Below are 22,941 nucleotides of genomic sequence, written 5' to 3' on the forward strand. Positions count from 1 at the left end.
GTCCTGCGCGTGGCCGGCCGGGGGGGGGGGGTGGCTCTCTACCCCGGGGGGGGGGGGGGCGCCCGGGGGGGGGGGGGGCCCCCGGCGGGGGGGGGGGCGCGGGGCGCGCCGGGCCCCCACGGCCCTTTTCACATGCCGCGGCCGCAGAGCCGCGTCTTGCTCAGACGGTGGTGACGACCTCGTCGATCGACAGGCGCGGGGAGCGCGGGAACCACGCGTCCTCGCCCGGCTTGCCGATGTTGACGACCATGATCGGCGTGTGGTCGTCGTCCAGGAACTCCTTCTGGATGCCGGCGAAGTCGGCGCCGGTCATCGGACCCGCGGCCAGACCGGCGGCGCGGACGCCGAGGATGAAGTAAGCGGCCTGCAGCGAGGCGTTGACCAGCGAGGACTGCTCGCGGGCCGGGCGCTCGGCGAAGAAGAGGTCCTTGGCCTGCGGGAAGTGCGGCAGCAGCTGCGGCAGCTCCTCGTGGAACTCGTTGTCCGCGGAGAGGATCGCGACCAGCGGCGCGGCCAGCGTCTTGGCCTGGTTGCCCTCGGCCATGTGCTGCACGAGGCGCTCGCGGGCCTCGGCGGAGCGGACCAGCGTGATGCGCAGCGGCGTGCCGTTGAAAGCGGTGGGGCCGTACTTCACCAGGTCGTAGATCGCCTGGACCTGCTCCTCGGTCACCGGCTCGTCGGAGAACGAGTTGGCGGTGCGGGCCTCGCGGAACAGCAGGTCCTGCGCGGCGGGGTCAAGTACGAGAGACATCGGAAAGCCTTCTTCCCTGCAGAGGTGGAGCGATGTCTCCGACTGTACGGCCGAGTTAGATGAATTTTCAACTAAATGGGTATCGGTCGTGAGCGGGATCACTCCTTCCCGGCGGCTTCGCGCGCCGCCAGCGCGGAGTCCAGCCGCGCCCGGGCCCCTTCCAGCCAGTGCCGGCACACCTTCGCCAGCTCCTCACCGCGCTCCCACAGCGCGAGGGACTCCTCCAGCGAGGTCCCCCCGGCTTCGAGCTTGCGGACCACCTCGATCAGCTCGTCGCGGGCCTGCTCGTACCCCAGCGCCGTCTCGGCCTCTGTCATTCCCTTTTCCACCCTCGGTTCGTCGTGCGACCACATGATTGCGGCAGCGTGTCGTTACTGCGAAGCGGCCGACCTGTCCGGGACGGCGGCGCCCGGGGCCTCCGGCGGAGCCTCCGGCAGGGCCCCCGGCGGGGCCACCTCCACGGTGAACGTGCCCTCCGCCACCCTGGCGCGCAGCACCTCCCGCGCCGACACCTCCCCCGGCGAGCGCACCACGTGCCCGTCCGCCCGCTGCAGTACGGCGTACCCGCGCTCCAGCGTCGCGGCCGGCGACAGCGCCACCACCCGCGCCAGCGTGTGGGCCAGTTCCGAGTCCGCCCGGTCCAGCAGGTGGCCCAGCGTGCGCCTGCTGCGCGCCAGCAGCGCGTCCAGCTCCTCCTCCCGCATCTCCACCATGCGCTGCGGGTGGACGAACACCGGCCGGGCCAGGGCGTGCGCGAGCCCCCGCTCCTCCCGGTCGAGCAGCGAGCTCACCGCCCGCAGTCCCCGGCCCTGCAACTGGCGTACGCGTTCCAGCTCCTCGCCGACGTCCGGGACCACCTTCTTCGCCGCGTCCGTGGGCGTGGACGCCCGCAGGTCCGCGACCAGGTCCAGCAGCGGTGAGTCCGGCTCGTGGCCGATCGCCGAGACCACCGGGGTACGGGCCGCCGCGACGGCGCGTACGACCTCCTCGTCGGAGAAGGGCAGCAGGTCCTCCACGCTGCCGCCGCCGCGCGCCACGATGATCACGTCGACCTCGTCCATGGCGTCGAGCTCCTTGACCGCCCGGACCACCTGCGGCACGGCGTGCACACCCTGGACGGCGACGTTGCGCACCTCGAAGCGGACCGCCGGCCAGCGCCGCCGGGCGTTCTCCAGGACGTCGCGCTCGGCCGCCGAGGCCCGCCCGACCACCAGCCCGATCAGCTGCGGCAGGAAGGGCAGCGGCTTCTTGCGCTCCGGCGCGAAGAGCCCCTCGGCGGCCAGAGACCGCTTGAGCCGCTCCAGCCGGGCCAGGAGCTCCCCGATGCCGACCGGCCGTATCTCCGTAGCCCGCAGGGACAGCTGCCCGCGCGGGGCGTACCACTCGGGCTTGGCGAGCAGGACGACCCGCGCGCCCTCCGAGACGACGTCCGCGACCTCGTCGTAGACCTGGCGGAAGCAGGTCACGCTGACCGAGATGTCGTGCGACGGATCGCGCAGCGTCAGGAAGACCACTCCCGCACCCGGCCGCCGCGAGAGCTGCGTGATCTGCCCCTCCACCCACACCTGGCCGAGGCGCTCGATCCAGCCCCCGATGAGCCGGGACACCTGGCCCACCGGCAACGGCGCCTCGGCCGACGTATTCAGACCCATGCACGCAGGCTATCCGGAGCCGCTGACAGCGTCTCAGGCTCCCGTGCCGGTGTCTTGAGAACTTGAGGAGACGCCTCACATGGCGAAGCGGCAGCCCTCACCCACCGTCGTTGACGATCTTGTGCAGCGCTGCATAGTCTGCCCGGCACCAGAAGCCGACAGGCCGGCTCTCCGGCGGTGAGAGGTTGCGGAGTGAATGGCTTAACCGCTCTGGCGTCGGCCGCATTCGGCGCCACCGCGTATCTCGTGACCTATGCGACCGTCCGCCGGCTGAACCGGTCGGCCCCGGGCGTCAAGCTCACCGGCCTCATGGCGGTCGGCGTGATGCTGTGCGCAGTCGTCGCGACGGCCGCGCTCGCGAGCCGCAGTGTCACGCTCGGGTTCGTCGTCGGCGCCGGCCTGGCACCGCCCGTCCAACGGTGGATCCTGCGACGCCGCCGCAAGCAGTGACGCGGCCGGTCACCGGTCAGTGAACCAGGCCTACCGCAGGCCCCCGGGCGTCCCTGCGGTGCCGGTCGGGCCGGCCGGCCGCCGGCCGCGCTGGAAGAACAGCACACCCAGGCCCACCGCCAGCCACACCGCGCCCACCAGCTGCGCCGTCCGGGACGCCTCCACGATCACCGTGACGGTCACCGCCGCCCCGAGCACCGGCACCACCAGGTGCTTCCACCAGTTCGGCGCGCCCTCCCGCCGCCGGACCACGAACCAGCCCACCACCGAGGCGTGCAGCAGGGTGAAGGCCACCAGCGCCCCGACGTCCACCACGGACACCAGGTGGTCGAGCCCGTCGTCCCGCCGGGCCGCCCACACCGCCGCGACCAGCGTGACCGCCGCCGTCACCAGCAGGGCGGCCCGCGGAGTGCCGTCCGAGGTGCGCGCCAGCGCCCGCGGCAGCCGCCGCTCCCGCGCCATCGCGAACACCAGCCGGCCCGCCGCCGCCTGCCCCGCCAGGGCGGCGAAAGCCGCCCCCACCGCCTTGCTGATCGCCACCAGATCGTGCAGCCAGAAGCCGACCGAGGACTCCACCGCGGTGTAGAAGGCCGGGCCCTGCCGCACCGGATCCGCCGCCAGCTCCGCCGCGGACACCGGCATCAGCAGCGCCGCCAGATAGCTCTGGACGACGAACAGCGTCCCCGCCAGCGCCAGGCAGAACAGCACCGCCCGCGCGACCCGCTCCGAGCCACCCGTCACCTCCTCGGCGAAGGAGACGATGGCGTCGAAGCCGAGGTAGGACAGGACCGCCACCGACACCGCGCCCAGCACCGCGGCCGTGCTGAAACCGAGCGAGCCGTCACCGGTCAGCGGCGAGAGCCAGCCGCGCCGCGGCCCGTCCTGGACCAGCACGACCGCCGCGGCCGCGACGAACACCGCCAGGACCAGGATCTCCATGGCCAGCACGGCGAAGCCCACCCGCGCCGCCACCCGTACGCCCCACAGGTTGAGCAGGGTGGTCACCCCGACGGCCAGGGCCGTCCACACCCACCGCGAGACCTCCGGCACCAGCGCGTTCATCGCGATCCCCGAGAAGAGGTACGCGACCGCCGGGATCAGCAGGTAGTCCAGCATCGCCATCCACCCGGCGATCAGCCCCGGCCCCTCGCCCAGGCCCTTGCGGGCGTACGTGAACACCGAACCGGCCTGCGGGGCGACCCGCACCATCTGCGCGTAGCTGAAGGCCGTGAAGGCCATCGCGACCGTCGCGACGAGGTACACCAGCGCGACGGCGCCGTGCGACCTGGCGTCGAGCGTGCCGAAGACCCCGACCGGGGCCATCGGGGCGATGAACAGCAGCCCGTAGACGACCAGGTCCCGGAAGCCGAGACTGCGCCGCAGCGCCGCGGGCGCCGGGGCCCTGCTGGAATCCGTCGCGGACACCATCATTCCTCCGGGTGACGGGTGGGGCGCCCGAGCGGAGCCCCCGGGTCAGTCTGCGTCGAACGGGCGACGTCCGGCCTGCTGGAGACCCCCGTACGATGGAGCACATGACTGCTCCCGCCCCTGCTCCCGCTTCCCGCCGTGTCCTGCTCGCCGCGCCCCGCGGCTACTGCGCGGGCGTGGACCGAGCCGTGATCGCCGTCGAGAAAGCCCTTGAGCAGTACGGGGCGCCGGTGTACGTCCGCCACGAGATCGTGCACAACAAGTACGTCGTGCAGACCCTGGAGAAGAAGGGCGCCATCTTCGTCGAGCGGACGGAGGAGGTGCCCGAGGGCAACATCGTGATGTTCTCCGCCCACGGCGTCGCCCCGGTCGTCCACGAGGAGGCGGCGCGCGGCAAGCTCGCGACGATCGACGCGACCTGCCCGCTGGTCACCAAGGTCCACAAGGAAGCCATCCGGTACGCGAACGAGGACTTCGACATCCTCCTCATCGGCCACGAGGGCCACGAGGAGGTCATCGGCACCTCCGGCGAGGCCCCCGACCACATCACCATCGTCGACGGCCCGCACGACGTGGACAAGGTCACCGTCCGCGACGAGTCCAAGGTCGTCTGGCTCTCGCAGACCACCCTGTCGGTCGACGAGACCATGGAGACGGTCGACGCGCTGAAGACGAAGTTCCCGCTGCTCGTCTCGCCGCCGAGCGACGACATCTGCTACGCCACCTCGAACCGGCAGGCCGCCGTCAAGGTGATGGGAGCGGACTCCGACCTGGTCATCGTGGTCGGCTCGAAGAACTCCTCGAACTCGATCCGGCTGGTCGAGGTCGCCAAGGACGCCGGCGCGAAGGCCGCGTACCTCGTCGACTTCGCGAGCGAGATCGACGAGGCCTGGCTGGAGGGCGTCACCACCGTCGGCCTCACCTCGGGCGCCTCGGTGCCGGAGGTCCTGGTCGAGGAGGTCCTGGAGTGGCTGGCCGCGCGCGGCTACGCGGACGTGGAGATCGTCAAGACGGCGGAGGAGTCCATCACCTTCTCCCTGCCCAAGGAGCTCCGCCGCGACCTGCGCTCCGAGGCCGCGGAACTGGTCGCCGACAAGTAACTCGTTTCGTACCGTATGTCCATGCAGATCTTCGGCGTGGACATCGGTGGATCCGGGATCAAGGGCGCTCCCGTGGACCTGGAGCGAGGCGACCTGGCGCAGGAGCGCCACAAAGTACTGACACCGCAGCCGGCCACCCCCGACGGGGTGGCCGGCTGCGTCGTCGAGGTGGTGCGCCACTTCGACTGGGACGGCCCGGTGGGGGTGACCTTCCCGGGCGTGGTCACGGGCGGGGTCACCCGCACGGCGGCCAACATGGACAAGTCCTGGATCGGCGTGGACACGGCGGCGCTGCTCTCGCGCGGCCTCGGCGGCCGGCCGGTGACGGTGCTGAACGACGCGGACGCGGCGGGCGTCGCGGAGATGACGTACGGAGCCGGACGCGGGCGGGGCGGAACGGTCCTCCTGCTCACGCTGGGCACGGGCATCGGGAGCGCGCTCTTCACGGACGGGCGGCTGGTGCCGAACACGGAGCTGGGCCACCTGGAGTTGAAGGGCCACGACGCGGAGACGCGGGCGTCGGTGAAGGCCAAGGAGGACGGGGACCTCACCTGGGAGCGCTGGGCGCACCGGCTGAGCAAGTACATGCAGCACGTGGAGATGCTGTTCTCCCCGGACCTGTTCGTCATCGGCGGCGGCGTCAGCCGCAAGCCGGAGAAGTTCCTGCCCCTGATCGAGGGCGTCCGGGCCGAGATCGTCCCGGCCAGGCTGCAGAACAACGCGGGCATCGTCGGAGCGGCGATGGCGGCGAAGGAGGCGATGGCGGCGGAGGCGGCGGGGGCGGCGAAGGGGTGACCGCTTCCGCCGGCCAGTGCGGTGGCCGGAAAGGTTGCCGGGGCGCGGTGTCCGGTGCGGTGCGGTGCGTCGCAGGGCGGAGGGCCGCGGCTCGTACCGGCGTACGTGCCTGGTCCGACAACGCGGCGAGGTGCCGTGCCGGGCGCCGTGACCCGGTGAACCCCGGCGGTCACCGCACTAGGCGGCGCGGCGGGGGAGTCGGCGCGGGAGGCGGCGCCGGCCGCCGATGAGCACGGCCTTGCGCACCAGGGCGATGAGGGCGGCGACGAGCGTGCCCGCGTACAGCCATCCCGCGTGCAGCGACAGCGCGGAGACCAGCCCCATCAGCTGACCGCCGAAGCCGCCGGAGCCGCCCGAGATGGGCCACACTCCGGCGGCGAAGGCGATCGGTACGCCGATCGGCGCGGTGATCAGGTCCGCCGGCCGCACCCAGAGCGCGGTGGCGGCCGCGACGGGCGGGAAGAGCAGCCCGTAGACGAAGAGCGAGGAGCTGAAGAGCAGCCAGCAGATGCCGGCGACGAGCGCCATCGCGGTGCAGGCGAACAGCCCGCCGCCCAGGCCCGTCAGCCGGGGGCGGGGCATCCGGCGCACGGGCGCGGGCCGCGGGGCGCCGCCCTGGGCGGGCACGCCCGCGGGCCTGGGTCCCCTGCGCTGGGCCGGGGGTCGCTGCGGGTGAGGCGCCGGTCGCGTCCTGTATTGCTCCACCCCACCAAATTAGGCGGGAGGGCGGCCGGATCCGGGCCCGGACACGCGTACATCGACCGCCACTCATCGGAAAGTAAACTGTCCGGTGGCCCACTCCGGGCCGCCGCCCCCTCCAGCTACGGGAAGTCGCCAACGTGTCGCTCACGATCGGAATCGTCGGCCTGCCGAATGTCGGCAAGTCGACCCTGTTCAACGCCCTGACCAAGAACGACGTGCTGGCGGCCAACTACCCGTTCGCCACCATCGAGCCGAACGTCGGCGTCGTCGGCGTCCCCGACCCGCGCCTGGCCGTCCTCGCGGGCATCTTCGGCTCGCAGCGGATCCTCCCGGCGACGGTCGACTTCGTCGACATCGCGGGCATCGTGCGCGGCGCGTCGGAGGGCGAGGGCCTGGGCAACAAGTTCCTCGCGAACATCCGCGAGTCGGACGCCATCTGCCAGGTCATCCGCGCCTTCAAGGACGAGAACGTCGTCCACGTCGACGGCAAGGTCTCGCCGAAGGACGACATCGAGACGATCAACACCGAGCTGATCCTCGCCGACCTCCAGTCCATCGAGAAGGCCGAGCCGCGCCTGACGAAGGAGTCCCGCCTCCAGAAGGACAAGGTCGCGGTCCTCGCGGCCGTCGTCGAGGCCAAGAAGATCCTCGAAGCCGGCGACACCCTCTTCTCGAAGGGCATCACCAAGGGCACGGAGCAGGGCGACCTCCTGCACGAGCTCCACCTGCTCACCACGAAGCCCTTCCTCTACGTCTTCAACGTGGACGAGGACGAGCTGACGGACGACGCCTTCAAGGCGGAGCAGAGCGCGCTGGTCGCCCCGGCCGAGGCCATCTTCCTCAACGCCAAGCTGGAGCAGGACCTCTCCGAGCTGGACGACGAGGAGGCCCTGGAACTCCTCCAGTCGGTCGGCCAGGACGAGCCGGGCCTCGCCACCCTCGGCCGCGTCGGCTTCGCCACGCTGGGCCTGCAGACCTACCTGACGGCCGGCCCGAAGGAAACCCGCGCCTGGACCATCAAGCAGGGCGCGACAGCCCCGGAGGCGGCCGGCGTGATCCACACCGACTTCCAGCGCGGCTTCATCAAGGCCGAGGTCATCTCCTTCGCGGACCTGGTCGACTGCGGCTCGGTGGCCGAAGCCCGCGCCAAGGGCAAGGCCCGCATGGAGGGCAAGGACTACGTCATGCAGGACGGCGACGTGGTCGAGTTCCGCTTCAACGTCTGATCGCGGATCCAGAGGCGGCCTGACCTGTGAAGACGCGGGTCAGGCCGTCCTGCTGTCCGCAACAGTCCGCAGAACGGTTCGACCCTGAGGGGGCCGCCGCCCCGCGCCAGCCGCACTGGCCGGCAACCGTCAGGATGGAATCAGCTCAGTGGTCGGCGCTGCCTGGGGGTACCACCCATTGGGTCGGCTGTCCGGTGATGGAGGCGATCATGTCAAAGTCGCCGTCGTAGTGGAGGACGGTCAGCCGGTGCAGTTCTGCGGTGGCGGCGATGAGCAGATCGGGGAGGGACAGGGCGCGGTGGAAGCCGGCGTTGAGGGCGTGGCGCTGGGTCTCCAGGGCACGGACGAAGGTGTCGTCGTCACAGGTGAGGTAGTCGAATGCGTGGAGCCAGGTGCTGATGCGCAGCGCTTCTGCGCTCGTGCGGGCGGAGTGCACCATTTCGAATTCGGTGGGCTGACACACGGCTAGCAGGTAGCGCTCGTGCAGCGGCTGGAGTGCGTTTTTTACCGCGGGTTTCGACCATCGAGCGAGGGCGGACTTGTCGATGAGGTAGCGGTCTTGCATCAGGCAGCCTGGCCGCCTGTGCGCTTGAGGGAGCCGTCGGCGTTGCGGGGGCCGGTGTTGTCGATGATCTCGCTGAAGTCGAGCTCGCCCGAGTCCATGGCGTCGAAGAACTCTTGGCGCAGGTGACGCTTGACGGCGTCCTCCATGGCCAGTCGCACGGCCTTTGCCTTGGTCTTGGTGCCGAAGATGCGCATAGCCTCGGCGACCATGTCCTCGTCAAGATCGATGACTGTCCGAGCCATGGTCTGGTTCCCCTCTCCGGGAGGCACACTAGGCGAAACGATACCATCTCAACGGTAATGGCGATGTCGTTTTGTGGTGCAGGTCGGAAGGGGTCAGTGACACCGGAGGAGGTTGCGGGCGACTTGGCGAAGGTGGAAGCGCTCATCGGGCTCGCGGAGAAAACGATCCCGAACATGCCGCGCTACTGAATCTCTGATGCGCCGGATCGACCGCATGAGGGAGCGCTGGACATTGGAGGAGGGGCGTCTCCGTGCCTCGCCAACAAATGGCCTGACCTGCGAGAAAGCAGGCCGGGCCGTTGTGCTGTCCGCGGTGGTCCGCAGAATCTGGGGCGGCTACGTGTCGTGGACCGTGGAGCGGTGTCCGACGTGTACGACCCACACCACCAGTTCCCCGTTGTCGATCGTGTAGACGACACGGTAGTCGCCGACCTGTCGGCGGCGGCGCTCAAGCTGGGATGCGAGTGCGTGGTGCTGAAGCCGAAGGGGTCGTTCTCCAGCTCTGCCAGGGTGGCCAGGATGCGAAGTGCCACGTCACGCGGGATCTTGTGCAGCTCGCGTGGGCCTCGGGCCGGAACGCGGTGCGGTAGTCACTCACTGCGTGCCGGCGTCTCCCTCATGATGTCCTCGTTCGGGATGCCGGGCGCGGGCAGACGAGGGCGGCGACTGCCCCGGCGCCTGATCACCGCGGGTGCGTCGTCGCGATCCGCGCGCGAAGGGCCGGGAGACGGCTGCGGCGTTCCACCCTCGCCCCGGTGGCCCGCAGTCTCGGCTTGCGTCATTTGGACAACCGCGGGAATCGGGCTGACGCTCTTCGGTCGACGGGCAGTCGCGCCCAGGCGGGGAGTGTGAGCTGGCGCGGATTGGTCCATACCGGCATAAAGTGGGTGTAAAGGTACTCCAGGTGGGTCCGGGAGGCGTGATGTCCGTACATCCCGACGCGTCGCCGCAGCGCGCGCAGCATGATCCCGAGGACACGCTCAGCCAGCTCGGGAGTTCGTGGCACTGGGCGCTCGGCGTCGCCCTCGCGACCCTGATCCCGGGAATCCTGGTGCTCGTCTGGCCCGACGAGACACTGCACATCCTGGCCGTGATCATCGGGCTGCAGCTCCTGGTGGTGGGCGGGTTCCGCTTCGTCGCGGCCTTCTCGCACAGCAACGACGCCGGCGGCAGCCGGCTGGCGAGCGTGCTGATCGCGATCCTGGCCATCCTGGCGGGCGTCCTCGTGCTGCGCCATCCGATGCAGACCATCGGGGCGCTGTCCCTGATCGTCGGAGTGTTCTGGCTGATCACCGGCGTACTCACGGCGTACGTCGCGATCGCCGACCGGCTCCTCGTCCACCGAGGGCTGCTCTTCGGCCTGGGCGCGCTCGGCGCCGTCGCCGGAATCGTCGTGCTCTGCTTCCCGGTGGACTCCGCGGTCGCCCTCACGCGCCTGCTGGGCCTGTGGCTCGTCCTGCTCGGCGTGTTCGAAGTCGTGATGGCCCTGGTGATGCGTTCCGCCACCCGCCGGCTCACCGCGACGAGGTAGCCGCCCGCACCCATTGCCTTGCGGCACAAGGTAGTTGCTGACTATCTTGTGCCGCATGACAAAGGAGCCGCCGGCGACCGGTGATCAACGGCGCAGCCAGCTCCTGCGCGGGGTGCTCGACCTGTGTCTGCTGGCCCTGATCGCCGAACGGCCCAGATACGGCTTCGAGTTCGCCGAGGCGCTCGCCGCCGGCGGACTGGAGCTGGTCAGCGACGGCAGCATCTATCCGCTGCTCGCCCGGATGGAACGGGCGGGGCTGATCTCCTCGTACCGCGCCCCGTCGCCGAGCGGCGGCGCCCCGCGCAAGTACTACCGGCTGACCGACGCGGGGCACGCCGAGCTCGGCCGCGGCCGGGCCGACTGGCTCGCCTTCGCCGGACCGGTGGGCCGGATCCTGACCACCGCCACCACGCCATCCACGGGGGAGAACACGGCATGACCAACGCGCAGATACTCGCGGCCTGCCGCAGCAACTGGGAGTACCGCGGGATCGACGACGCCTCCATGCGCGAGATGCTCGACGAGCTCGCCGCACACCTGGAGGACGCGGAAGCCGCCGGCCGCACCGGGCGGGACGTCGTCGGCGGCGACGTACGCACCTTCGCCGCCGCCTGGGCCCGGGCCCGCTCCCCGCTCCCGCGCCGCGTGCTGCGCACCGCCTCCCTGGGCTGCTACTTCGCCGGCTGGGTCCTGTTGCTGCCGTACCTGATCCGGTGGACCACGCAGCTGGACGTGACCCCCGGCAACATCGCGTTCTGGGTGGTCCTCGCCGTGGTCACCATCACCTGGAAGCTGCGCCGGGGCAGCCTCGGCATCCGCCGGAGCTGGGCCGTCGCCGTCCTCGTCGCGCTCCCCGCGGGGATTCTCGCCGACTGGCTGGCCGGTGACGGACCGCTGTTCACGCTGCCGCTGTGGGCGCCGTTGCTCCTGCTGCTGCCCGGGCTGCCGTACGCCGTCGCCGACGCACGGGCCAAGAGGAACGACGCCGCCTGACGCCGGATGCGACCCGGTCATACGGGAGATCACGCCGCGGCTGCTTTCTGTCAGGTACGCGGTGCCGTCCGGGTGAGGGTCAGGCCGTCCACGAAGCGCGCCGACCCCGCGGCCCTCGAAGTGGGCCAGGCGCTTCCCGGTCGCGGTGTCGTAGACGGCCACGCCCGCGGTGGAATCCGTGACCCACAGCCGACCGCGGGCGTCGACCCGCAGGCCGTTGGCCGTGCGGCGGCCGTCGGTGCCGGAGGGCAGGAACACCTCTGCTCGGGCGGTGCGCGGAGGTGCTCGACGCCCAGCGGTGATCTTTCCGCCCGCGCGGACCCGCACATGTTTTTTGCTCGAATTTGGAACTGTGCGGGTGGTCTGCTCATCAGGACTTAGGGGAGACCAGCCGCTCTGCCCTCGGGGGCAGTCAAGACCGTTCGGAGCGAAGTTCGTGCACCAGTACCCGCAGCGCCCGCGGCCTGACGACCAGCAGTCGTACCAGGACTACCCGCCCCAGGGGCATGGCGGCCAGCAACAGCAACAGCAACAGCAACAGCAGCAGTACCAGCAGCAGCACCAGCAGTCTTACGAGGTGCCCTCGCCCTACCCGGGCCGGCCGCCGTACGCCGAGCCGCCCACCGCGGCCGGGTACCCGCACGACCCCGAGCCCCCGCAGCCCAAGCGGTCCCGGCGCCGAATATGGATCAGCGCCGTGGTCGCCCTCGCGCTCCTCCTCGGCGGCGGAGGGTTCGCCGCCTGGAAGCTCGACTGGTTCTCGGGCAACGGCGAGGCGGTGACCTTCGGCAAGAACACGCCCCCGTCCCCGGCCGCGGGCGCGTCCGACGCGGGTGCGCCGAGCGCCGAGGCCAAGCCCTCCGGCGACCCGGACGTGCTCATGCCCACCGGCCCGAAGTCGGACTTCAAGCAGACCGCCAAGCTCGACGACGGCACGATCATCGCCAAGACCCGCCTGGCGGGCGCGAAGTCCGGCTTCGAGGGCGACGTGTGGGTGTGGGCCCCCAAGCAGTACGACGACCCGAAGTACGCGAAGAGCGGCTTCCCGGTGCTCATCGCGCTCCCCGGCGGCAACGGCTTCCCCAACAACTACTGGGCGGACACCAGCCTCGGCCTCCAGAAGGCCATCATCGAGGGCGTCAAGGCCGGCACCAGCCTCCCGTACATCGTGATCATGCCGGTGCTCAACCCGGACGCGAAGTACTACTACGACGGCTCCGACATCCCCGGCCAGGCCAAGATGGGCACGTGGATCGCCGAGGACGTACCGGCGCTCGCCAAGGCCAACTTCCGTACCTACAAGTCCCGTGACGGCTGGGCCTTCATGGGCTCGTCCTCGGGCGCGTTCGTCGGCATGAAGACCGTGCTCCAGCACCCGGACAAGTTCAAGGCCGTGATCGCCAGCGGCGGCGAGATCGTCCCCGACTCCCCGCTGTGGAAGGGCCACCAGGCGGAGATGGACGCGAACAACCCGGAGAAGCTCGCCCAGAAGCTGATCGACACCAAGGGTCCCGAGGTCTACATCAACTTCCAGATCGGCACGAAGGAGTCCGGCAAGGACCGAATGGTGAGGTTCCAGCAGCAGTACGGCAAGGGCCCCGTCAAGACGACCATCCGCGACATCCAGAACGGCGAGCACAACGGCTGGCACTACGTCCGGGGCATGAAGGAAGGCTCACTGGAGTGGGTCAGCAAGGTCCTGAAGGCACCGAAGCCGGAGGCAGGCTGACACATCCGGGACGGGCCCGGGGGCCGGTCCTGGGGGTGGGGTGGGGGAGGCGGGGCGGGGGCTTCGGGGGCGGGGTCCACTGCCTTTGCGATTCCGTCCGGGCGTCACGCACCCCCCACCGCCCCTGCCCCTCCCTTCCCACCGCCCGCCCCTGCCACCCGCTCCCGCCCCCGCGTCTGCCGCCGTTCGGCCGCGCCCTCCGGCGTGGCGCTCGCCACGTCACTCCCGTCCCAGGCAACCCGCGCCGTCGTTCATACCTCTGTAAAGGGTGTAAGGGGGACCGATCGGTCCGGCCCGCGCTCCCCAGGTGAGCGCCGGAGAAGGAACGGGACAACAACCGTGCAGCATGACCAGCAAGGCGAGGGCAGCCCCATGACCACGGGCCGCCGTCGCCCCCACCGCCTGCGCCTGCTTCTGATCAGCGGCGGTCTCGCGCTCACCCTCGCCGGGGGCGGCGCGGCCGCGTACAAGTTCGGCCTCTTCTCCGACATAGGGGATCCTGTCTCCTTCGGCAAGGTCCAGGAGAAGACGGCCACGGCCTCCGAGGCCCTGCCGGAGGTGCTCATGCCCACCGGGCCCGCGGCGTCGTTCGTCCGGACCAGCCGCCTGCCCGACGGCACCCAGATCGGCAAGGCCACCCTCACCGGGAAGAAGTCCGGCTTCACGGGCGACGTGTGGGTGTGGGTGCCGAAGGAGTACGACGACCCGAAGTACGCCCAGAGCGGCTTCCCGGTCCTGATCTCCCTGCCCGGCGGCCGCGGCTACCCCACGAACTACTGGGGCACGGGGCCCGGCCTCGGCCTCCAGCAGGCGGTCGCCGACGGCGCCAAGTCGGGCAAGAGCCTGCCCTTCATCCTGATCATGCCGGTGACCAACGCGGACACCAAGCACCACTTCGACGGATCGGACATCCCCGGCCAGCCCAAGATGGGCACCTGGATGGCCGATGACGTCCCCGATTTCGCGAAGGCCAATTTCCGGACCTTCACCTCCCGCGACGGGTGGGCCTTCATGGGCTCGTCGGCCGGCGGATTCAACGGCTTCAAGCAGCTCCTGAAGTACCCCGACCGGTTCAAGGCGGCCATCGCCAGCGGGACCGACATCGTCCCCGACTCCCCGCTCTGGAACGGGAACACGCGGGCCATGGACGAGAACAACCCCGAGAAGCTCGCTGCCAGGCTGATCGACGCGGGCGGTCCCGACGTCTACGTCAAATTCCAGATCGGCACCAAGGAGACCGGCCGCGAGCAGGCCGAGAAGTTCATGAAGGAGTACGGCAAGGGCCCCGTGCACACCTCGCTCCAGGTGATCCAGGATGGTGAGCACAACGGAAAGTCGTATGTGCGCGGCATGAGGGAGGGCTCCCTGGAGTGGATCAGCAAGGTGATGAAGGGACCGACACCCGCTCCCGGCGTGCGATGAGCACGGTGGTGAAGGGGGCATCGGCGGCTGCCGCCGCAGGCATCGCGGCGGTGTGCGCCATGGCCTTCATGAAGGCCCCCGGCGAGAGGCCGGTGCTCCCCTTCCCCACCGTCGGGGTACTCATGGCCGGTGGCGAGCACTGGTGCACCGCGAGCGTCGTCGACAGCCCGAAGGGCAACGTCGTCGCCACCGCCGCGCACTGCGTCGCCCCCGCCGGCGAGGACGGGCAGCCCGGTGAGGTCGCCCACGACGGCCTGGCCATCGGCGAGCTCTCCTTCGCCCCGGCCTTCTCCGGCGAGGGCGACGGCACGCAGCCCCTGGGGGTGTGGAAGGTCAAGGCGATCCACGTGGACGACCGCTGGTCCAAATGGGGCGAGGACACCGCCGACTTCGCCTTCCTCACCATGGCGCCGGACGAGGACGGGCGCAGCGTCCAGGAGGCCGTCGGTGGCCGTGCCGAGGCCCCCAGGCCCGAATGGACCTCCGGCTACGAGCGGGACGTCACCGTCATCGGCTACCCGGAGTCCGAGCGCAACCCGCAGAACAGGCCCGTCTCCTGCACCACGCAGACCCGCCACGACGAGGAGGACCCCGACATGCTCTACATGAGCTGCGCGGGCTTCTGGACGGGCACCAGCGGCAGCCCCTGGATCGCCGACCGGGGCGGGGCGGACCCCGCCGGGCACCTCATCGGGGTGCTGAGTGGCGGGGACACCGACGTGGACTCCACGGCCGCGCTGTTCGACGAGCGGGCGAAGGCGCTGTACGAGCGGGCCGCGCAGGGCTGAGCGCCGCCGTTGTGGACGCCGGGTACGAAGACGCCGCCGGCTCCGGCCGGGAGGTGGGCGGCGGCGCGGGCGAGGGTCTCGTCGAGGCGGGCGGCGGGCTCGCCCGGGCCCTTGAGGGAGGTGTCGACGCGGGCGTTGACGGCAGAGCGGGACCCCGGCGGTGCTGAACTGCCTTAGGGTCTGTATCGAGTTTCCCCGCGGCGTCGCGACGCCCGGCACGCACCCTCGGCGCACGAGCCACATGCCCTGGTAGCTCCGCTACGAGGACATGCGTCCCGCACGCCGAGGGTATGCACCGAACGCCGCTCCTTGCTCCACGGGGCAACTCGATACAGGCAACTCGATACAGACCCTAAGGCGCCAGGCCCGTCTTCGCGCCCGCGCCGCAGAGGGGGATCACCGCCGTGCGGCCCTGCAAGGGGTCGGTGGGAGCGGTGGGGGAGACCGCCGCCCAGCAGGCCGCTGCCGTCGGTTCGACGAAGAGGCCGCGGCGGGCCAGGTCGCGCTGGGCCTCGCGCAGCCGGGCGTCCGGGACCGTCACGAAGGTGCCGCCCGACGCCCGGACCGCTGCCAGGATCTGGCGTGCGCGCGGCGGCGCCGGGATCGCGATCCCCTCGGCCAGTGTCGGCCGCTGTTCCACCGGAGCGGCATCCTCCGCGCCCGCCGCGAACGCCTCCGCCAGGGGGGCCACAGCTTCCGACTGGACCGCGATCAGGGCCGGCGGGCGCACCCCGCGCCGGGCCAGTTCCTGCGTCGCCAGCGCGGCACCGAGCAGCAGGGTGCCGTTGCCCACCGGTACCACCAGCGCCTCCGGCAGCCGCCGGCCCATCTCCTCCCACACCTCGTACACGTAGGTCTTCGTCCCGTGCAGGAAGTACGGGTTGAACACGTGGCTGGCGTAGAAGACACCGGGGGCGTCCGCCTCCTTGCGGGCGGCCAGGGCGGCGGCTTCGCGGCCGCCCGGGACCACGCGGACGACCGCCCCGTGCGCCCGCATCTGCTCGGTCTTCTTCTCCGACGTCCCCTCGGGCACGAAGATCTCGCAGTCGAGTCCGGCCCGGGCGCAGTACGCCGCCACCGATGTTCCCGCGTTGCCGCTGCTGTCCGCCACGACGCGCTGCGGCGCCAGCCGCCGGGCGAGTTCGACGAGCATCACGGCGCCCCGGTCCTTGAAGGACAGGGTCGGCATCAGGTAGTCGAGCTTGGCGTGGATCCGCTCCCCCAGCGGGATCAGCGGAGTGTGACCCTCCGCCAGGGAGATGGAGAAAGCCCCCGGCAGCGGCAGCACCGGGCCGTAGCGCCACAGTGAACCGGGTCCTGCCGACGGTTCGAGCGCCGCGTCCGGATCCGGCGTGAAATCGAGGTCCCAGGGGCCGCCGCACAGAGGGCACCCCCAGGGCGCGGTCCGGACGTCGGCGCGTGTACCGTCCTCGGAGCAGACGTAACCGGGGGGTGCGTGCGTCATGTGCGAAGCGCCTTCGTTTCGAGCATGGCCGTCGTGTGGCACGGATGTTACGCGTTCGTCGTCCTCTTGAGGGTCGCGCCGAGGGTGGGTCAACCTTTTTGAGACCGCAGCCCGTTTGGCCGTCTGCGTTGTCATGGTCACGCTTGCGCGCGGCCCGCCCGCCGGCCCCCGCAGTGCACCACCCAAGAGGAGACCCCGTCACATGCCAGTGATGCGTCATACGCGCCGGAAGATCGCCGGCATCAGCGCGACCGCGGTCGTGGCCCTCGCGCTGGGCGCGGCCGCCGCGCTGCCCGCCTCGGCCGTCGGCAGCGAGGCGCGCGGTGTGGTCCAGAACGCCGGGGCCCCGGGGTCCGTGCCCAACAGCTACATCGTGACCCTGAAGGACTCCGCGCCCCGCTCGACCAGCGTGAGCGGCAAGCTCGTCGCCAGGAAGTACGGCGCGAAGATCGACCGGACCTACAGCGCGGCCCTCAACGGCTACTCCGTCGAGGTCTCCCCGGCCCAGGCCGAGAAGCTCGCCGCCGACCCGGCGGTCCAGTCGGTCGTGCAGAACCGCACCTTCACCGTCAGCGCCACCCAGCCCGCCCCGCCGTCCTGGGGCCTGGACCGCGCCGACCAGCGTGCGCTGCCGCTCAACCAGAGCTACACCTATCCCGACCAGGCAGGCCAGGGCGTCACCGCGTACGTCATCGACACCGGGGTCCGCATCACGCACCAGGACTTCGGCGGCCGTGCCTCCTACGGCTACGACGCGATCGACAACGACTACACCGCCCAGGACGGCCACGGCCACGGCACGCACGTCGCCGGCACCGTCGCGGGCACCTCGTACGGCGTGGCCAAGAAGGCCAAGATCGTCGGCGTCCGCGTCCTCGACAACGAAGGCTCCGGCACCACCGCCCAGGTCGTCGCCGGCATCGACTGGGTGACCCGCAACGCCGTCAAGCCGGCCGTCGCCAACATGTCGCTCGGCGGCGGCGCGGACACCGCACTGGACACGGCGGTCCGCAACTCCATAGCCTCCGGCATCACCTACGCCGTGGCCGCGGGCAACGAGTCGACGAACGCCTCCACCAAGTCCCCGGCACGCGTCGCCGAGGCCATCACCGTCGGCGCCACCACCAGCACCGACGCCAAGGCGAGCTACTCCAACTACGGCGCCTCCCTGGACATCTTCGCGCCGGGCTCCGCCATCACCTCCGCGTGGGGTACGGGCGACACCGTGACCAACACCATCAACGGCACCTCGATGGCCACTCCGCACGTCGCGGGCGCGGCGGCCGTCTACCTGTCGCAGAACCCGTCCAGCACTCCGGCCCAGGTGGCCACCGCGCTGATCGGATCCGCCACCCCGGACAAGGTGACCGGCGCCGGCACCGGTTCGCCGAACCGCCTGCTGCACGTCACCGCCCTGGGTCCCGTCCCGCCGGGCGCGCGCTTCGAGAACACCGCCGACCGGGCGATCAACGACAACGCGACCGCCGAGTCCTCGGTCGCCGTGAGCGCAGTCGTCGGCAGCGCCCCGACGACGCTGAAGGTCCCGGTCGACATCAAGCACACGTACATCGGTGACCTGAGGGTCGACCTGGTCGCGCCCGACGGCACCGTCTACACCCTGCACAACCGCTCGGGCGGCAGCGCCGACAACATCATCAGGACCTTCACGGTGAACGCCTCCTCCGAGGCGGCGCCGAACGGCACGTGGAAGCTCCGGGTGAACGACAACGCCAGCGGCGACACCGGCAAGATCGACTCCTGGGCGCTCCAGTTCTGAGGAGCGGGCCGCAGGCGGTGATTCAGGCCTGAGGAAACAGCGGGGGCGACCGAGTGCCGGTCGCCCCCGCTGCGTACTATTCGCGCATCCGTTCGCGCCCTCCGTGGTGCCTCCCGGCGCCCCGCGATGCCCCCGCCACCCGCGATGCCCTCTGCCACCTGCGATGGAGTACGACCCCTTGAGCATCCCGCCGAGTCCTCCTCCCGGACCGGGCCACCGCTGGCCCCCGCCGCCACCGCAGCCGGGATGGGGACCGCCGCTCGGCCTCGGGCCGCAGCCGCCGGCGCTCAACGGCTTCGCCCTCGCCTCGCTCCTGGCCGGACTCCTGTGCTTCCCGCCGCTCGGCATCGCCTTCGGCATCGCGGCCCTCGTGCAGATCGCGAAGAAGGGGGACCGGGGCAAGGCCCTGGCGGTCACGGGGCTCGTGCTGTCCGTCGTGATGACCGGCGTGATGGTCTTCGCCGTCGGCCGCCTCACCGTGGCGGTCGACGGCCGGCTCGACGGGCTGAGCGAGTACACCGAAGTCGAGGGCGAGCTGCGGGACATCAGCGAGCTGAAGGCGGGCGACTGCTTCAACGTCCCGGGCGGGGACCTCTTCGACGAGCGGCCTCTGGTGTACGCGGTCGACTGCTCGCGGGTGCACCACGCCGAGGTCACCGCGTCCAGCACGGTGGGCGCCGCCGACCCCGATTCGACCGAGGCCGACCGGGCGGCGGAGGACGCCTGTTGGAAGGCCCAGGACGAGTACGCCATGGACACCTGGGCCCTGCCGGAGTTCGCGGAGATGTTCTACTTCGCGCCTTCGCGGGAGTCCTGGAGCCAGGGCGACCGGATGCTGCTCTGCGTGATCGGCACGACGGAGGAGGAGTGGCGCGGCAGCCTGCGCCGGGATGCCGGGATGCTCAAGCCCGAGCAGGCGGCCTTCCTGCGGGCGGCCAACGGCGTCGAGTTCGTCATGAGCCGGCCGCCCGAGGAGGACGTCGACGACGCCCTGCGCAAGCACCAGGCGTGGGCGCTGGAGATGCACGCGGCGCTCGGCGAGGAGGCGAAGGTCCTCCAGCGGGACGCGGCCCGGCCGGGGCTGGAGACGGTCGTCCCGGTGCAGCTCAAGGAGATCGAGGTGGCCCGCGCGGCCTGGCAGCGCGCCTCCCAGGCGCGTACAGGGGCGGAGTTCGACCGGCTGTGGGACCGGGCCCGGGCCGCGATGTCGCTGGAGACGGAGAAGGCGTTGCGCGGCGCGTACGGGCTTTCGACGCGGATCCCGCAGTGGCTGGAGGACGACCAGCGCAGCACGCAGGACGCGGAGGACTGGCCCGGGCGGAGGCCCTCGTCCGAGGCGGTGTGACGTCGTCGGGGTAACGCACGGTAACGGGTTTGAGTGACCTGGCTTCATCACTTCGGGTGAAACTCTGGCCCTTGCTTGCGGTATTCAACCGTCGGTTGCCAGGGTGTAGCTGTCTGTCAACCTGATGGGAGTGGCCAGTGACTTTCGGTGAGCAGCCGGCCTATCTTCGCGTGGCCGGTGATCTTCGACGTCAGATCGTCGACGGTTCTCTGCCCCCGCACGCCCGGCTCCCGTCCCAGGCCCGCATCCGCGAGGAGTACGGGGTCTCCGACACCGTGGCCCTGGAGGCGCGCAAGGTCCTCATGGCGGAGGGGCTGGTCGAGGGCCGGTCCGGGTCCGGTACGTACGTGCGCGAGCAGCCGGTGCCGCGGCGGGTGGCCCGCTCCGGCTACCGCACGGGCGGCGCCTCGACGCCGTTCCGGCAGGAGCAGGCCGACTCCGGCGCGCGGGGGACGTGGGAGTCGAGCAGCGAACAGGCGGGCGCGCCCGCGGAGATCGCCAAGCGGCTCGGCATCGAGCCGGGCGAGCGGGTGATGCGGACGCGGTACGTCTTCCGCGACGCGGGGGAGGCAATGATGCTCTCGACCTCCTGGGAGCCGCTCGCCGTGACCGGGCGGACCCCGGTGATGCTGCCGGAGGAGGGCCCGCTGGGCGGCTCCGGGGTCGTCGAACGGATGGCGGCGATCGACGTCGTCGTCGACAACATGGTGGAGGAGGTCGGCGCGCGGCCCGGCCTGGCGGAGGAGAACCTCCTGCTCGGCGGGGTCCCGGGGCACGTGGTGCTGGTGATCGGCCGTACCTACTACGCCTCCGGCCGCGCGGTGGAGACCGCCGACGTCGTCGTCCCGGCGGACCGCTACCGCCTCTCCTACCACCTCCCGGTGCGCTAGGTCCTGTCTGGAGTTCCCCCGCGGCGTTGCGGTGTCTGGTGCCGCCGCTCCTTCTCCCGCGCTGGAACTCCAGACAGGACCTAGGAGTCTCCTGAAGATCTTGCTTCGGCCGCCCGATTCACACCAGACTGCCGGTAAATGTCAATCGGGTTGAACCGGTGCAAGCCGGGCGTGTTTTCAAGATCTTCATCAGACTCCTAGGGGCGTTGCCGGGGCGGGGGCGGGGGCGGGGACCCGGCGGGTTTCGGCGCGATGCTGATCGCCCCCGGCTGCTCTGAAGGACGGCTTCCGCAGCCCGCGGGGTGGCCGCGCCGCCCCCGGTGACGCCTTTACGGCGGCCGGAACGGCCCTGTTCCCGGGCCCGTGGAGGGCTCGGACGACACGTTCCCCCCGAAGCTACCTGCGGGTATACCCGTCCGTAGGAATGCCGGGGGCGCGCGGTGGCTCCTCCCGATGCCCGCGCGCGCCTGGTCCGGACCGGCGCGCGCGGCGCACTCGTACGCGTGGCCGGATGCGTACGCCTGCCGGGTATCTCTTCGTGAAAAACCGTATCCGCTCCGTGAAGGTCGGGCGTAAGGTCGGGCATATGCGCAATGCGGTTTCCCGGGCAGATACGTCGGCGGAGGGTGTAACGCGATGAACGACAGCGGTGCCCTGCTCCCGTGGCTGGTCATACGTCAGGACGACAACGGCAACCGCTACCGGGTGGGCCGGTACGCCACCCGGGCCGAGGCCCAGAAGGTCGCCGAAAGTCTCGACGGCCAAGGACACAAGCAGCTCTACTGGGTCGAGCGGATCGGCCAGACCGCCACGATGAACTGAGCTGAGCGGCGCCTCACGGCGCTGGCATAGGCTCCGCCCATGACTGTACGCGTGGTCGTGGGCGGAGCCCTTTGTCATGAGGGGCGCCTGCTGGCTGCCCGCCGCAGCGCACCGCCGGAGCTCGCCGGACGCTGGGAGCTGCCGGGCGGGAAGGCCGAACCGGGCGAGTCCGTCCCCCAGGCGCTGGTGCGCGAACTGCGCGAGGAACTCGGTGTGGAGACCGAGCCGCTGGAGCGGATCCCGGGGGAGTGGCCGCTGAAGCCCGGCCTGGTCCTGCACGTGTGGACGGCGCGGCTGCTCTCCGGGGTGCCGGCGCCGCTGGAGGACCACGACGAGCTGCGCTGGCTCGGGCCGGAGGAGCTGGAGTCGGTGGACTGGCTCGACCAGGACCGCCCCGCCGTCGCCGAGGCCGGCCGCCGACTGAGCGCGGACCGGCCCGGCGCCCGGCCGCCGGGTGTCCGCGGGGACGGCGGCGACGGGGGCGGGGGTGGTGGCGGCGTGTGACGCACGCGGTATGGGCCGTCTGCGCGACGGTGCGCCGGTGGGTTCGGGATCGAGTGGTACGACGCCCCGAATATCGGGTATGTCGCTATTAATCCCTATCTCGTCCCCCTTTCGTCCCAGACGAACCGGACTGGGGTCGCAGTTGGCCCGGGAAGTGATCGGCGTGATCGACACAGACGGTGAGAGCGTCGAATGGGCCTTCCCCGCCGAGCCCGGCGCCGTCCGCACCGCTCGCCACGCCGTGCGCGGAACCCTGCACGAGTGGGGCCTCGAAGCCGTCGGCGACCTGACCGTCCTGCTGGTCAGCGAACTCGTCACCAATTCCCTCCGCTACGCCTCCGGCCCCATCGGGGTCCGCCTGATATGGCGGAATCCAGCCGCCGACGGCCTCGCGGACTCCCCCTCCAGAGGTCCCGCGCTCCTGGTGGAGATCTCCGATCCGCTTCCGGATCCGCCCCGGGAGCGGGTGGCCGGCGCCGAGGACGAGGGGGGCCGCGGACTGCACCTCGTGGCGGTCTCCTCGCGGCGATGGGGAACGCGTCACGGGAAAACAGGGAAGACTGTGTGGTTCGAGTTGGCTCTTCCTGGTGAGTAACAAGGTGAGCGGTGGCGGGAGAACCCCCGCGGCCCTTCCGGCGGTGGCCGGAGAGGGGGCCGGGGGAGATCGCGCGACATGGCTCGAAATCATCGAGACCGTGCTGTGATCGTGAACGCCGTGCCGTCCGGGGTCGTGGTGCTGAATACTGCCGTCATGGCCGGTCCGG

Annotated in this window: 24 protein-coding genes and 2 pseudogenes; 16 read left to right on the forward strand and 10 right to left on the reverse strand. The window is 71.1% G+C overall.

Annotation, left to right across the window (positions count from 1 at the left end):
• Positions 1-160: 160 nt before the first annotated feature.
• From ACFWFZ_RS21825 to xseA, 3 genes are all read right to left on the reverse strand, one after another.
• Positions 161-751, reverse strand: a complete 591-nt coding sequence (locus ACFWFZ_RS21825) for a malonic semialdehyde reductase (protein WP_387124459.1) — start codon at positions 749-751, stop codon at positions 161-163.
• A 98-nt stretch (positions 752-849) separates the two neighbouring features.
• Positions 850-1,068 (reverse strand): exodeoxyribonuclease VII small subunit, encoded by a 219-nt coding sequence (locus tag ACFWFZ_RS21830; RefSeq protein WP_387124460.1) that lies wholly within the window; start codon positions 1,066-1,068, stop codon positions 850-852.
• 54 nt (positions 1,069-1,122) lie between these two features.
• On the reverse strand, positions 1,123-2,403 hold the full coding sequence (gene xseA / locus ACFWFZ_RS21835) for an exodeoxyribonuclease VII large subunit (protein WP_387124461.1): 1,281 nt from the start codon (positions 2,401-2,403) through the stop codon (positions 1,123-1,125).
• Positions 2,404-2,649: 246 nt separating this feature from the next.
• Between xseA and ACFWFZ_RS21840 the strand changes: the two genes are divergently transcribed.
• Positions 2,650-2,853, forward strand: coding sequence for a hypothetical protein (locus tag ACFWFZ_RS21840; RefSeq protein WP_387124462.1), 204 nt, complete (start codon positions 2,650-2,652; stop codon positions 2,851-2,853).
• Between the two features lie 30 nt (positions 2,854-2,883).
• Here ACFWFZ_RS21840 and ACFWFZ_RS21845 read toward each other — a convergent pair whose 3' ends face one another.
• Complete coding sequence (locus ACFWFZ_RS21845) at positions 2,884-4,284, reverse strand: APC family permease (RefSeq protein WP_387124463.1); 1,401 nt, start codon at positions 4,282-4,284, stop codon at positions 2,884-2,886.
• A gap of 92 nt (positions 4,285-4,376) precedes the next feature.
• On the opposite strand from ACFWFZ_RS21845, the gene ACFWFZ_RS21850 reads away from it, so the two are divergent.
• Together ACFWFZ_RS21850 and ppgK are read left to right on the forward strand one after the other, a co-directional pair.
• Entirely contained in the window at positions 4,377-5,381 is a 1,005-nt protein-coding gene (locus ACFWFZ_RS21850; RefSeq protein ID WP_387124464.1) for a 4-hydroxy-3-methylbut-2-enyl diphosphate reductase, read from the forward strand.
• A gap of 21 nt (positions 5,382-5,402) precedes the next feature.
• Positions 5,403-6,176 carry a polyphosphate--glucose phosphotransferase gene (gene ppgK / locus ACFWFZ_RS21855; RefSeq protein ID WP_387124465.1) on the forward strand — a complete coding sequence of 258 codons (774 nt, stop codon included), beginning with the start codon at positions 5,403-5,405 and terminating at the stop codon, positions 6,174-6,176.
• 177 nt (positions 6,177-6,353) lie between these two features.
• Here the strand turns inward: ppgK and ACFWFZ_RS21860 are convergent, their stop codons facing one another.
• Positions 6,354-6,758: a DUF6542 domain-containing protein gene (locus tag ACFWFZ_RS21860; protein WP_387124591.1), complete on the reverse strand. Its 405-nt coding sequence runs from the start codon at positions 6,756-6,758 to the stop codon at positions 6,354-6,356.
• Between the two features lie 257 nt (positions 6,759-7,015).
• Between ACFWFZ_RS21860 and ychF the strand changes: the two genes are divergently transcribed.
• Positions 7,016-8,104, forward strand: coding sequence for a redox-regulated ATPase YchF (gene ychF, locus ACFWFZ_RS21865; protein ID WP_387124466.1), 1,089 nt, complete (start codon positions 7,016-7,018; stop codon positions 8,102-8,104).
• Between the two features lie 145 nt (positions 8,105-8,249).
• On the opposite strand, the gene ACFWFZ_RS21870 is transcribed toward ychF, so the two are convergent.
• The 3 genes and pseudogenes from ACFWFZ_RS21870 to ACFWFZ_RS21880 all read right to left on the reverse strand — a co-directional run bounded on the left by ACFWFZ_RS21870 (position 8,250) and on the right by ACFWFZ_RS21880 (position 9,509).
• Complete coding sequence (locus ACFWFZ_RS21870; protein WP_387124467.1) at positions 8,250-8,669, reverse strand: PIN domain nuclease; 420 nt, start codon at positions 8,667-8,669, stop codon at positions 8,250-8,252.
• Complete coding sequence (locus tag ACFWFZ_RS21875) at positions 8,669-8,911, reverse strand: type II toxin-antitoxin system VapB family antitoxin (protein WP_387124468.1); 243 nt, start codon at positions 8,909-8,911, stop codon at positions 8,669-8,671. The genes ACFWFZ_RS21870 and ACFWFZ_RS21875 overlap by 1 nt, the downstream gene beginning before the upstream one ends.
• A gap of 336 nt (positions 8,912-9,247) precedes the next feature.
• A pseudogene (locus ACFWFZ_RS21880) lies at positions 9,248-9,509 on the reverse strand (type II toxin-antitoxin system RelE/ParE family toxin).
• A gap of 324 nt (positions 9,510-9,833) precedes the next feature.
• Here ACFWFZ_RS21880 and ACFWFZ_RS21885 point away from each other — a divergent pair.
• The 6 genes from ACFWFZ_RS21885 (at position 9,834) to ACFWFZ_RS21910 (ending at position 15,374) form a co-directional block, all read left to right on the forward strand.
• Positions 9,834-10,442 (forward strand): HdeD family acid-resistance protein, encoded by a 609-nt coding sequence (locus ACFWFZ_RS21885; RefSeq protein WP_387124469.1) that lies wholly within the window; start codon positions 9,834-9,836, stop codon positions 10,440-10,442.
• 55 nt (positions 10,443-10,497) lie between these two features.
• A complete protein-coding gene (locus ACFWFZ_RS21890) occupies positions 10,498-10,881 on the forward strand; it encodes a PadR family transcriptional regulator (RefSeq protein WP_387124470.1) in 384 nt (127 codons plus the stop codon).
• Positions 10,878-11,435, forward strand: coding sequence for a hypothetical protein (locus ACFWFZ_RS21895; protein WP_387124471.1), 558 nt, complete (start codon positions 10,878-10,880; stop codon positions 11,433-11,435). Before ACFWFZ_RS21890 ends, ACFWFZ_RS21895 begins: the two co-directional genes overlap by 4 nt.
• Before the next feature lie 682 nt (positions 11,436-12,117).
• Positions 12,118-13,164: an alpha/beta hydrolase gene (locus tag ACFWFZ_RS21900; RefSeq protein ID WP_387124592.1), complete on the forward strand. Its 1,047-nt coding sequence runs from the start codon at positions 12,118-12,120 to the stop codon at positions 13,162-13,164.
• Between the two features lie 339 nt (positions 13,165-13,503).
• The gene (locus ACFWFZ_RS21905; protein WP_387124472.1) at positions 13,504-14,586 is read left to right on the forward strand and encodes an alpha/beta hydrolase; all 1,083 of its coding nucleotides are present in this window, start codon (positions 13,504-13,506) and stop codon (positions 14,584-14,586) included.
• Entirely contained in the window at positions 14,583-15,374 is a 792-nt protein-coding gene (locus ACFWFZ_RS21910) for a trypsin-like serine peptidase (RefSeq protein ID WP_387124473.1), read from the forward strand. Before ACFWFZ_RS21905 ends, ACFWFZ_RS21910 begins: the two co-directional genes overlap by 4 nt.
• A gap of 20 nt (positions 15,375-15,394) precedes the next feature.
• Here ACFWFZ_RS21910 and ACFWFZ_RS21915 read toward each other — a convergent pair.
• Together ACFWFZ_RS21915 and ACFWFZ_RS21920 are read right to left on the reverse strand one after the other, a co-directional pair.
• Positions 15,395-15,505: pseudogene (locus tag ACFWFZ_RS21915) on the reverse strand (isocitrate lyase/phosphoenolpyruvate mutase family protein); the annotation flags it as partial.
• Between the two features lie 221 nt (positions 15,506-15,726).
• On the reverse strand, positions 15,727-16,839 hold the full coding sequence (locus ACFWFZ_RS21920) for a threonine synthase (protein ID WP_387124474.1): 1,113 nt from the start codon (positions 16,837-16,839) through the stop codon (positions 15,727-15,729).
• A 202-nt stretch (positions 16,840-17,041) separates the two neighbouring features.
• Between ACFWFZ_RS21920 and ACFWFZ_RS21925 the strand changes: the two genes are divergently transcribed.
• The 6 genes from ACFWFZ_RS21925 (at position 17,042) to ACFWFZ_RS21950 (ending at position 22,772) form a co-directional block, all read left to right on the forward strand.
• Positions 17,042-18,616: a S8 family serine peptidase gene (locus ACFWFZ_RS21925; protein ID WP_387124475.1), complete on the forward strand. Its 1,575-nt coding sequence runs from the start codon at positions 17,042-17,044 to the stop codon at positions 18,614-18,616.
• Between the two features lie 178 nt (positions 18,617-18,794).
• Positions 18,795-19,961: a DUF4190 domain-containing protein gene (locus ACFWFZ_RS21930; RefSeq protein ID WP_387124476.1), complete on the forward strand. Its 1,167-nt coding sequence runs from the start codon at positions 18,795-18,797 to the stop codon at positions 19,959-19,961.
• A gap of 137 nt (positions 19,962-20,098) precedes the next feature.
• Positions 20,099-20,851 (forward strand): GntR family transcriptional regulator, encoded by a 753-nt coding sequence (locus ACFWFZ_RS21935; protein WP_387124477.1) that lies wholly within the window; start codon positions 20,099-20,101, stop codon positions 20,849-20,851.
• 636 nt (positions 20,852-21,487) lie between these two features.
• Complete coding sequence (locus ACFWFZ_RS21940; protein ID WP_387124478.1) at positions 21,488-21,673, forward strand: SPOR domain-containing protein; 186 nt, start codon at positions 21,488-21,490, stop codon at positions 21,671-21,673.
• Positions 21,674-21,712: 39 nt separating this feature from the next.
• Complete coding sequence (locus ACFWFZ_RS21945) at positions 21,713-22,177, forward strand: (deoxy)nucleoside triphosphate pyrophosphohydrolase (RefSeq protein WP_387124479.1); 465 nt, start codon at positions 21,713-21,715, stop codon at positions 22,175-22,177.
• A 154-nt stretch (positions 22,178-22,331) separates the two neighbouring features.
• Positions 22,332-22,772 (forward strand): ATP-binding protein, encoded by a 441-nt coding sequence (locus ACFWFZ_RS21950; protein WP_387124593.1) that lies wholly within the window; start codon positions 22,332-22,334, stop codon positions 22,770-22,772.
• Positions 22,773-22,941 lie beyond the last annotated feature (169 nt).

It is taken from the genome of Streptomyces sp. NPDC060232, from assembly GCF_042726555.1.
Taxonomy (GTDB): domain Bacteria; phylum Actinomycetota; class Actinomycetes; order Streptomycetales; family Streptomycetaceae; genus Streptomyces.

Bases quoted from the DNA above. Each gene is read 5' to 3' on its own strand.
- ACFWFZ_RS21825 (WP_387124459.1), bottom strand. From the start codon at position 751: ATGTCTCTCGTACTTGACCCCGCCGCGCAGGACCTGCTGTTCCGCGAG.
- ACFWFZ_RS21830 (WP_387124460.1), bottom strand. From the start codon at position 1,068: ATGACAGAGGCCGAGACGGCGCTGGGGTACGAGCAGGCCCGCGACGAG.
- xseA (WP_387124461.1), bottom strand. From the start codon at position 2,403: ATGGGTCTGAATACGTCGGCCGAGGCGCCGTTGCCGGTGGGCCAGGTG.
- ACFWFZ_RS21845 (WP_387124463.1), bottom strand. From the start codon at position 4,284: ATGATGGTGTCCGCGACGGATTCCAGCAGGGCCCCGGCGCCCGCGGCG.
- ACFWFZ_RS21850 (WP_387124464.1), top strand. From the start codon at position 4,377: ATGGAGCACATGACTGCTCCCGCCCCTGCTCCCGCTTCCCGCCGTGTC.
- ppgK (WP_387124465.1), top strand. From the start codon at position 5,403: ATGCAGATCTTCGGCGTGGACATCGGTGGATCCGGGATCAAGGGCGCT.
- ACFWFZ_RS21860 (WP_387124591.1), bottom strand. From the start codon at position 6,758: ATGCCCCGCCCCCGGCTGACGGGCCTGGGCGGCGGGCTGTTCGCCTGC.
- ACFWFZ_RS21870 (WP_387124467.1), bottom strand. From the start codon at position 8,669: ATGCAAGACCGCTACCTCATCGACAAGTCCGCCCTCGCTCGATGGTCG.
- ACFWFZ_RS21875 (WP_387124468.1), bottom strand. From the start codon at position 8,911: ATGGCTCGGACAGTCATCGATCTTGACGAGGACATGGTCGCCGAGGCT.
- ACFWFZ_RS21885 (WP_387124469.1), top strand. From the start codon at position 9,834: ATGTCCGTACATCCCGACGCGTCGCCGCAGCGCGCGCAGCATGATCCC.
- ACFWFZ_RS21890 (WP_387124470.1), top strand. From the start codon at position 10,498: ATGACAAAGGAGCCGCCGGCGACCGGTGATCAACGGCGCAGCCAGCTC.
- ACFWFZ_RS21895 (WP_387124471.1), top strand. From the start codon at position 10,878: ATGACCAACGCGCAGATACTCGCGGCCTGCCGCAGCAACTGGGAGTAC.
- ACFWFZ_RS21910 (WP_387124473.1), top strand. From the start codon at position 14,583: ATGAGCACGGTGGTGAAGGGGGCATCGGCGGCTGCCGCCGCAGGCATC.
- ACFWFZ_RS21920 (WP_387124474.1), bottom strand. From the start codon at position 16,839: ATGACGCACGCACCCCCCGGTTACGTCTGCTCCGAGGACGGTACACGC.
- ACFWFZ_RS21925 (WP_387124475.1), top strand. From the start codon at position 17,042: ATGCCAGTGATGCGTCATACGCGCCGGAAGATCGCCGGCATCAGCGCG.
- ACFWFZ_RS21940 (WP_387124478.1), top strand. From the start codon at position 21,488: ATGAACGACAGCGGTGCCCTGCTCCCGTGGCTGGTCATACGTCAGGAC.
- ACFWFZ_RS21945 (WP_387124479.1), top strand. From the start codon at position 21,713: ATGACTGTACGCGTGGTCGTGGGCGGAGCCCTTTGTCATGAGGGGCGC.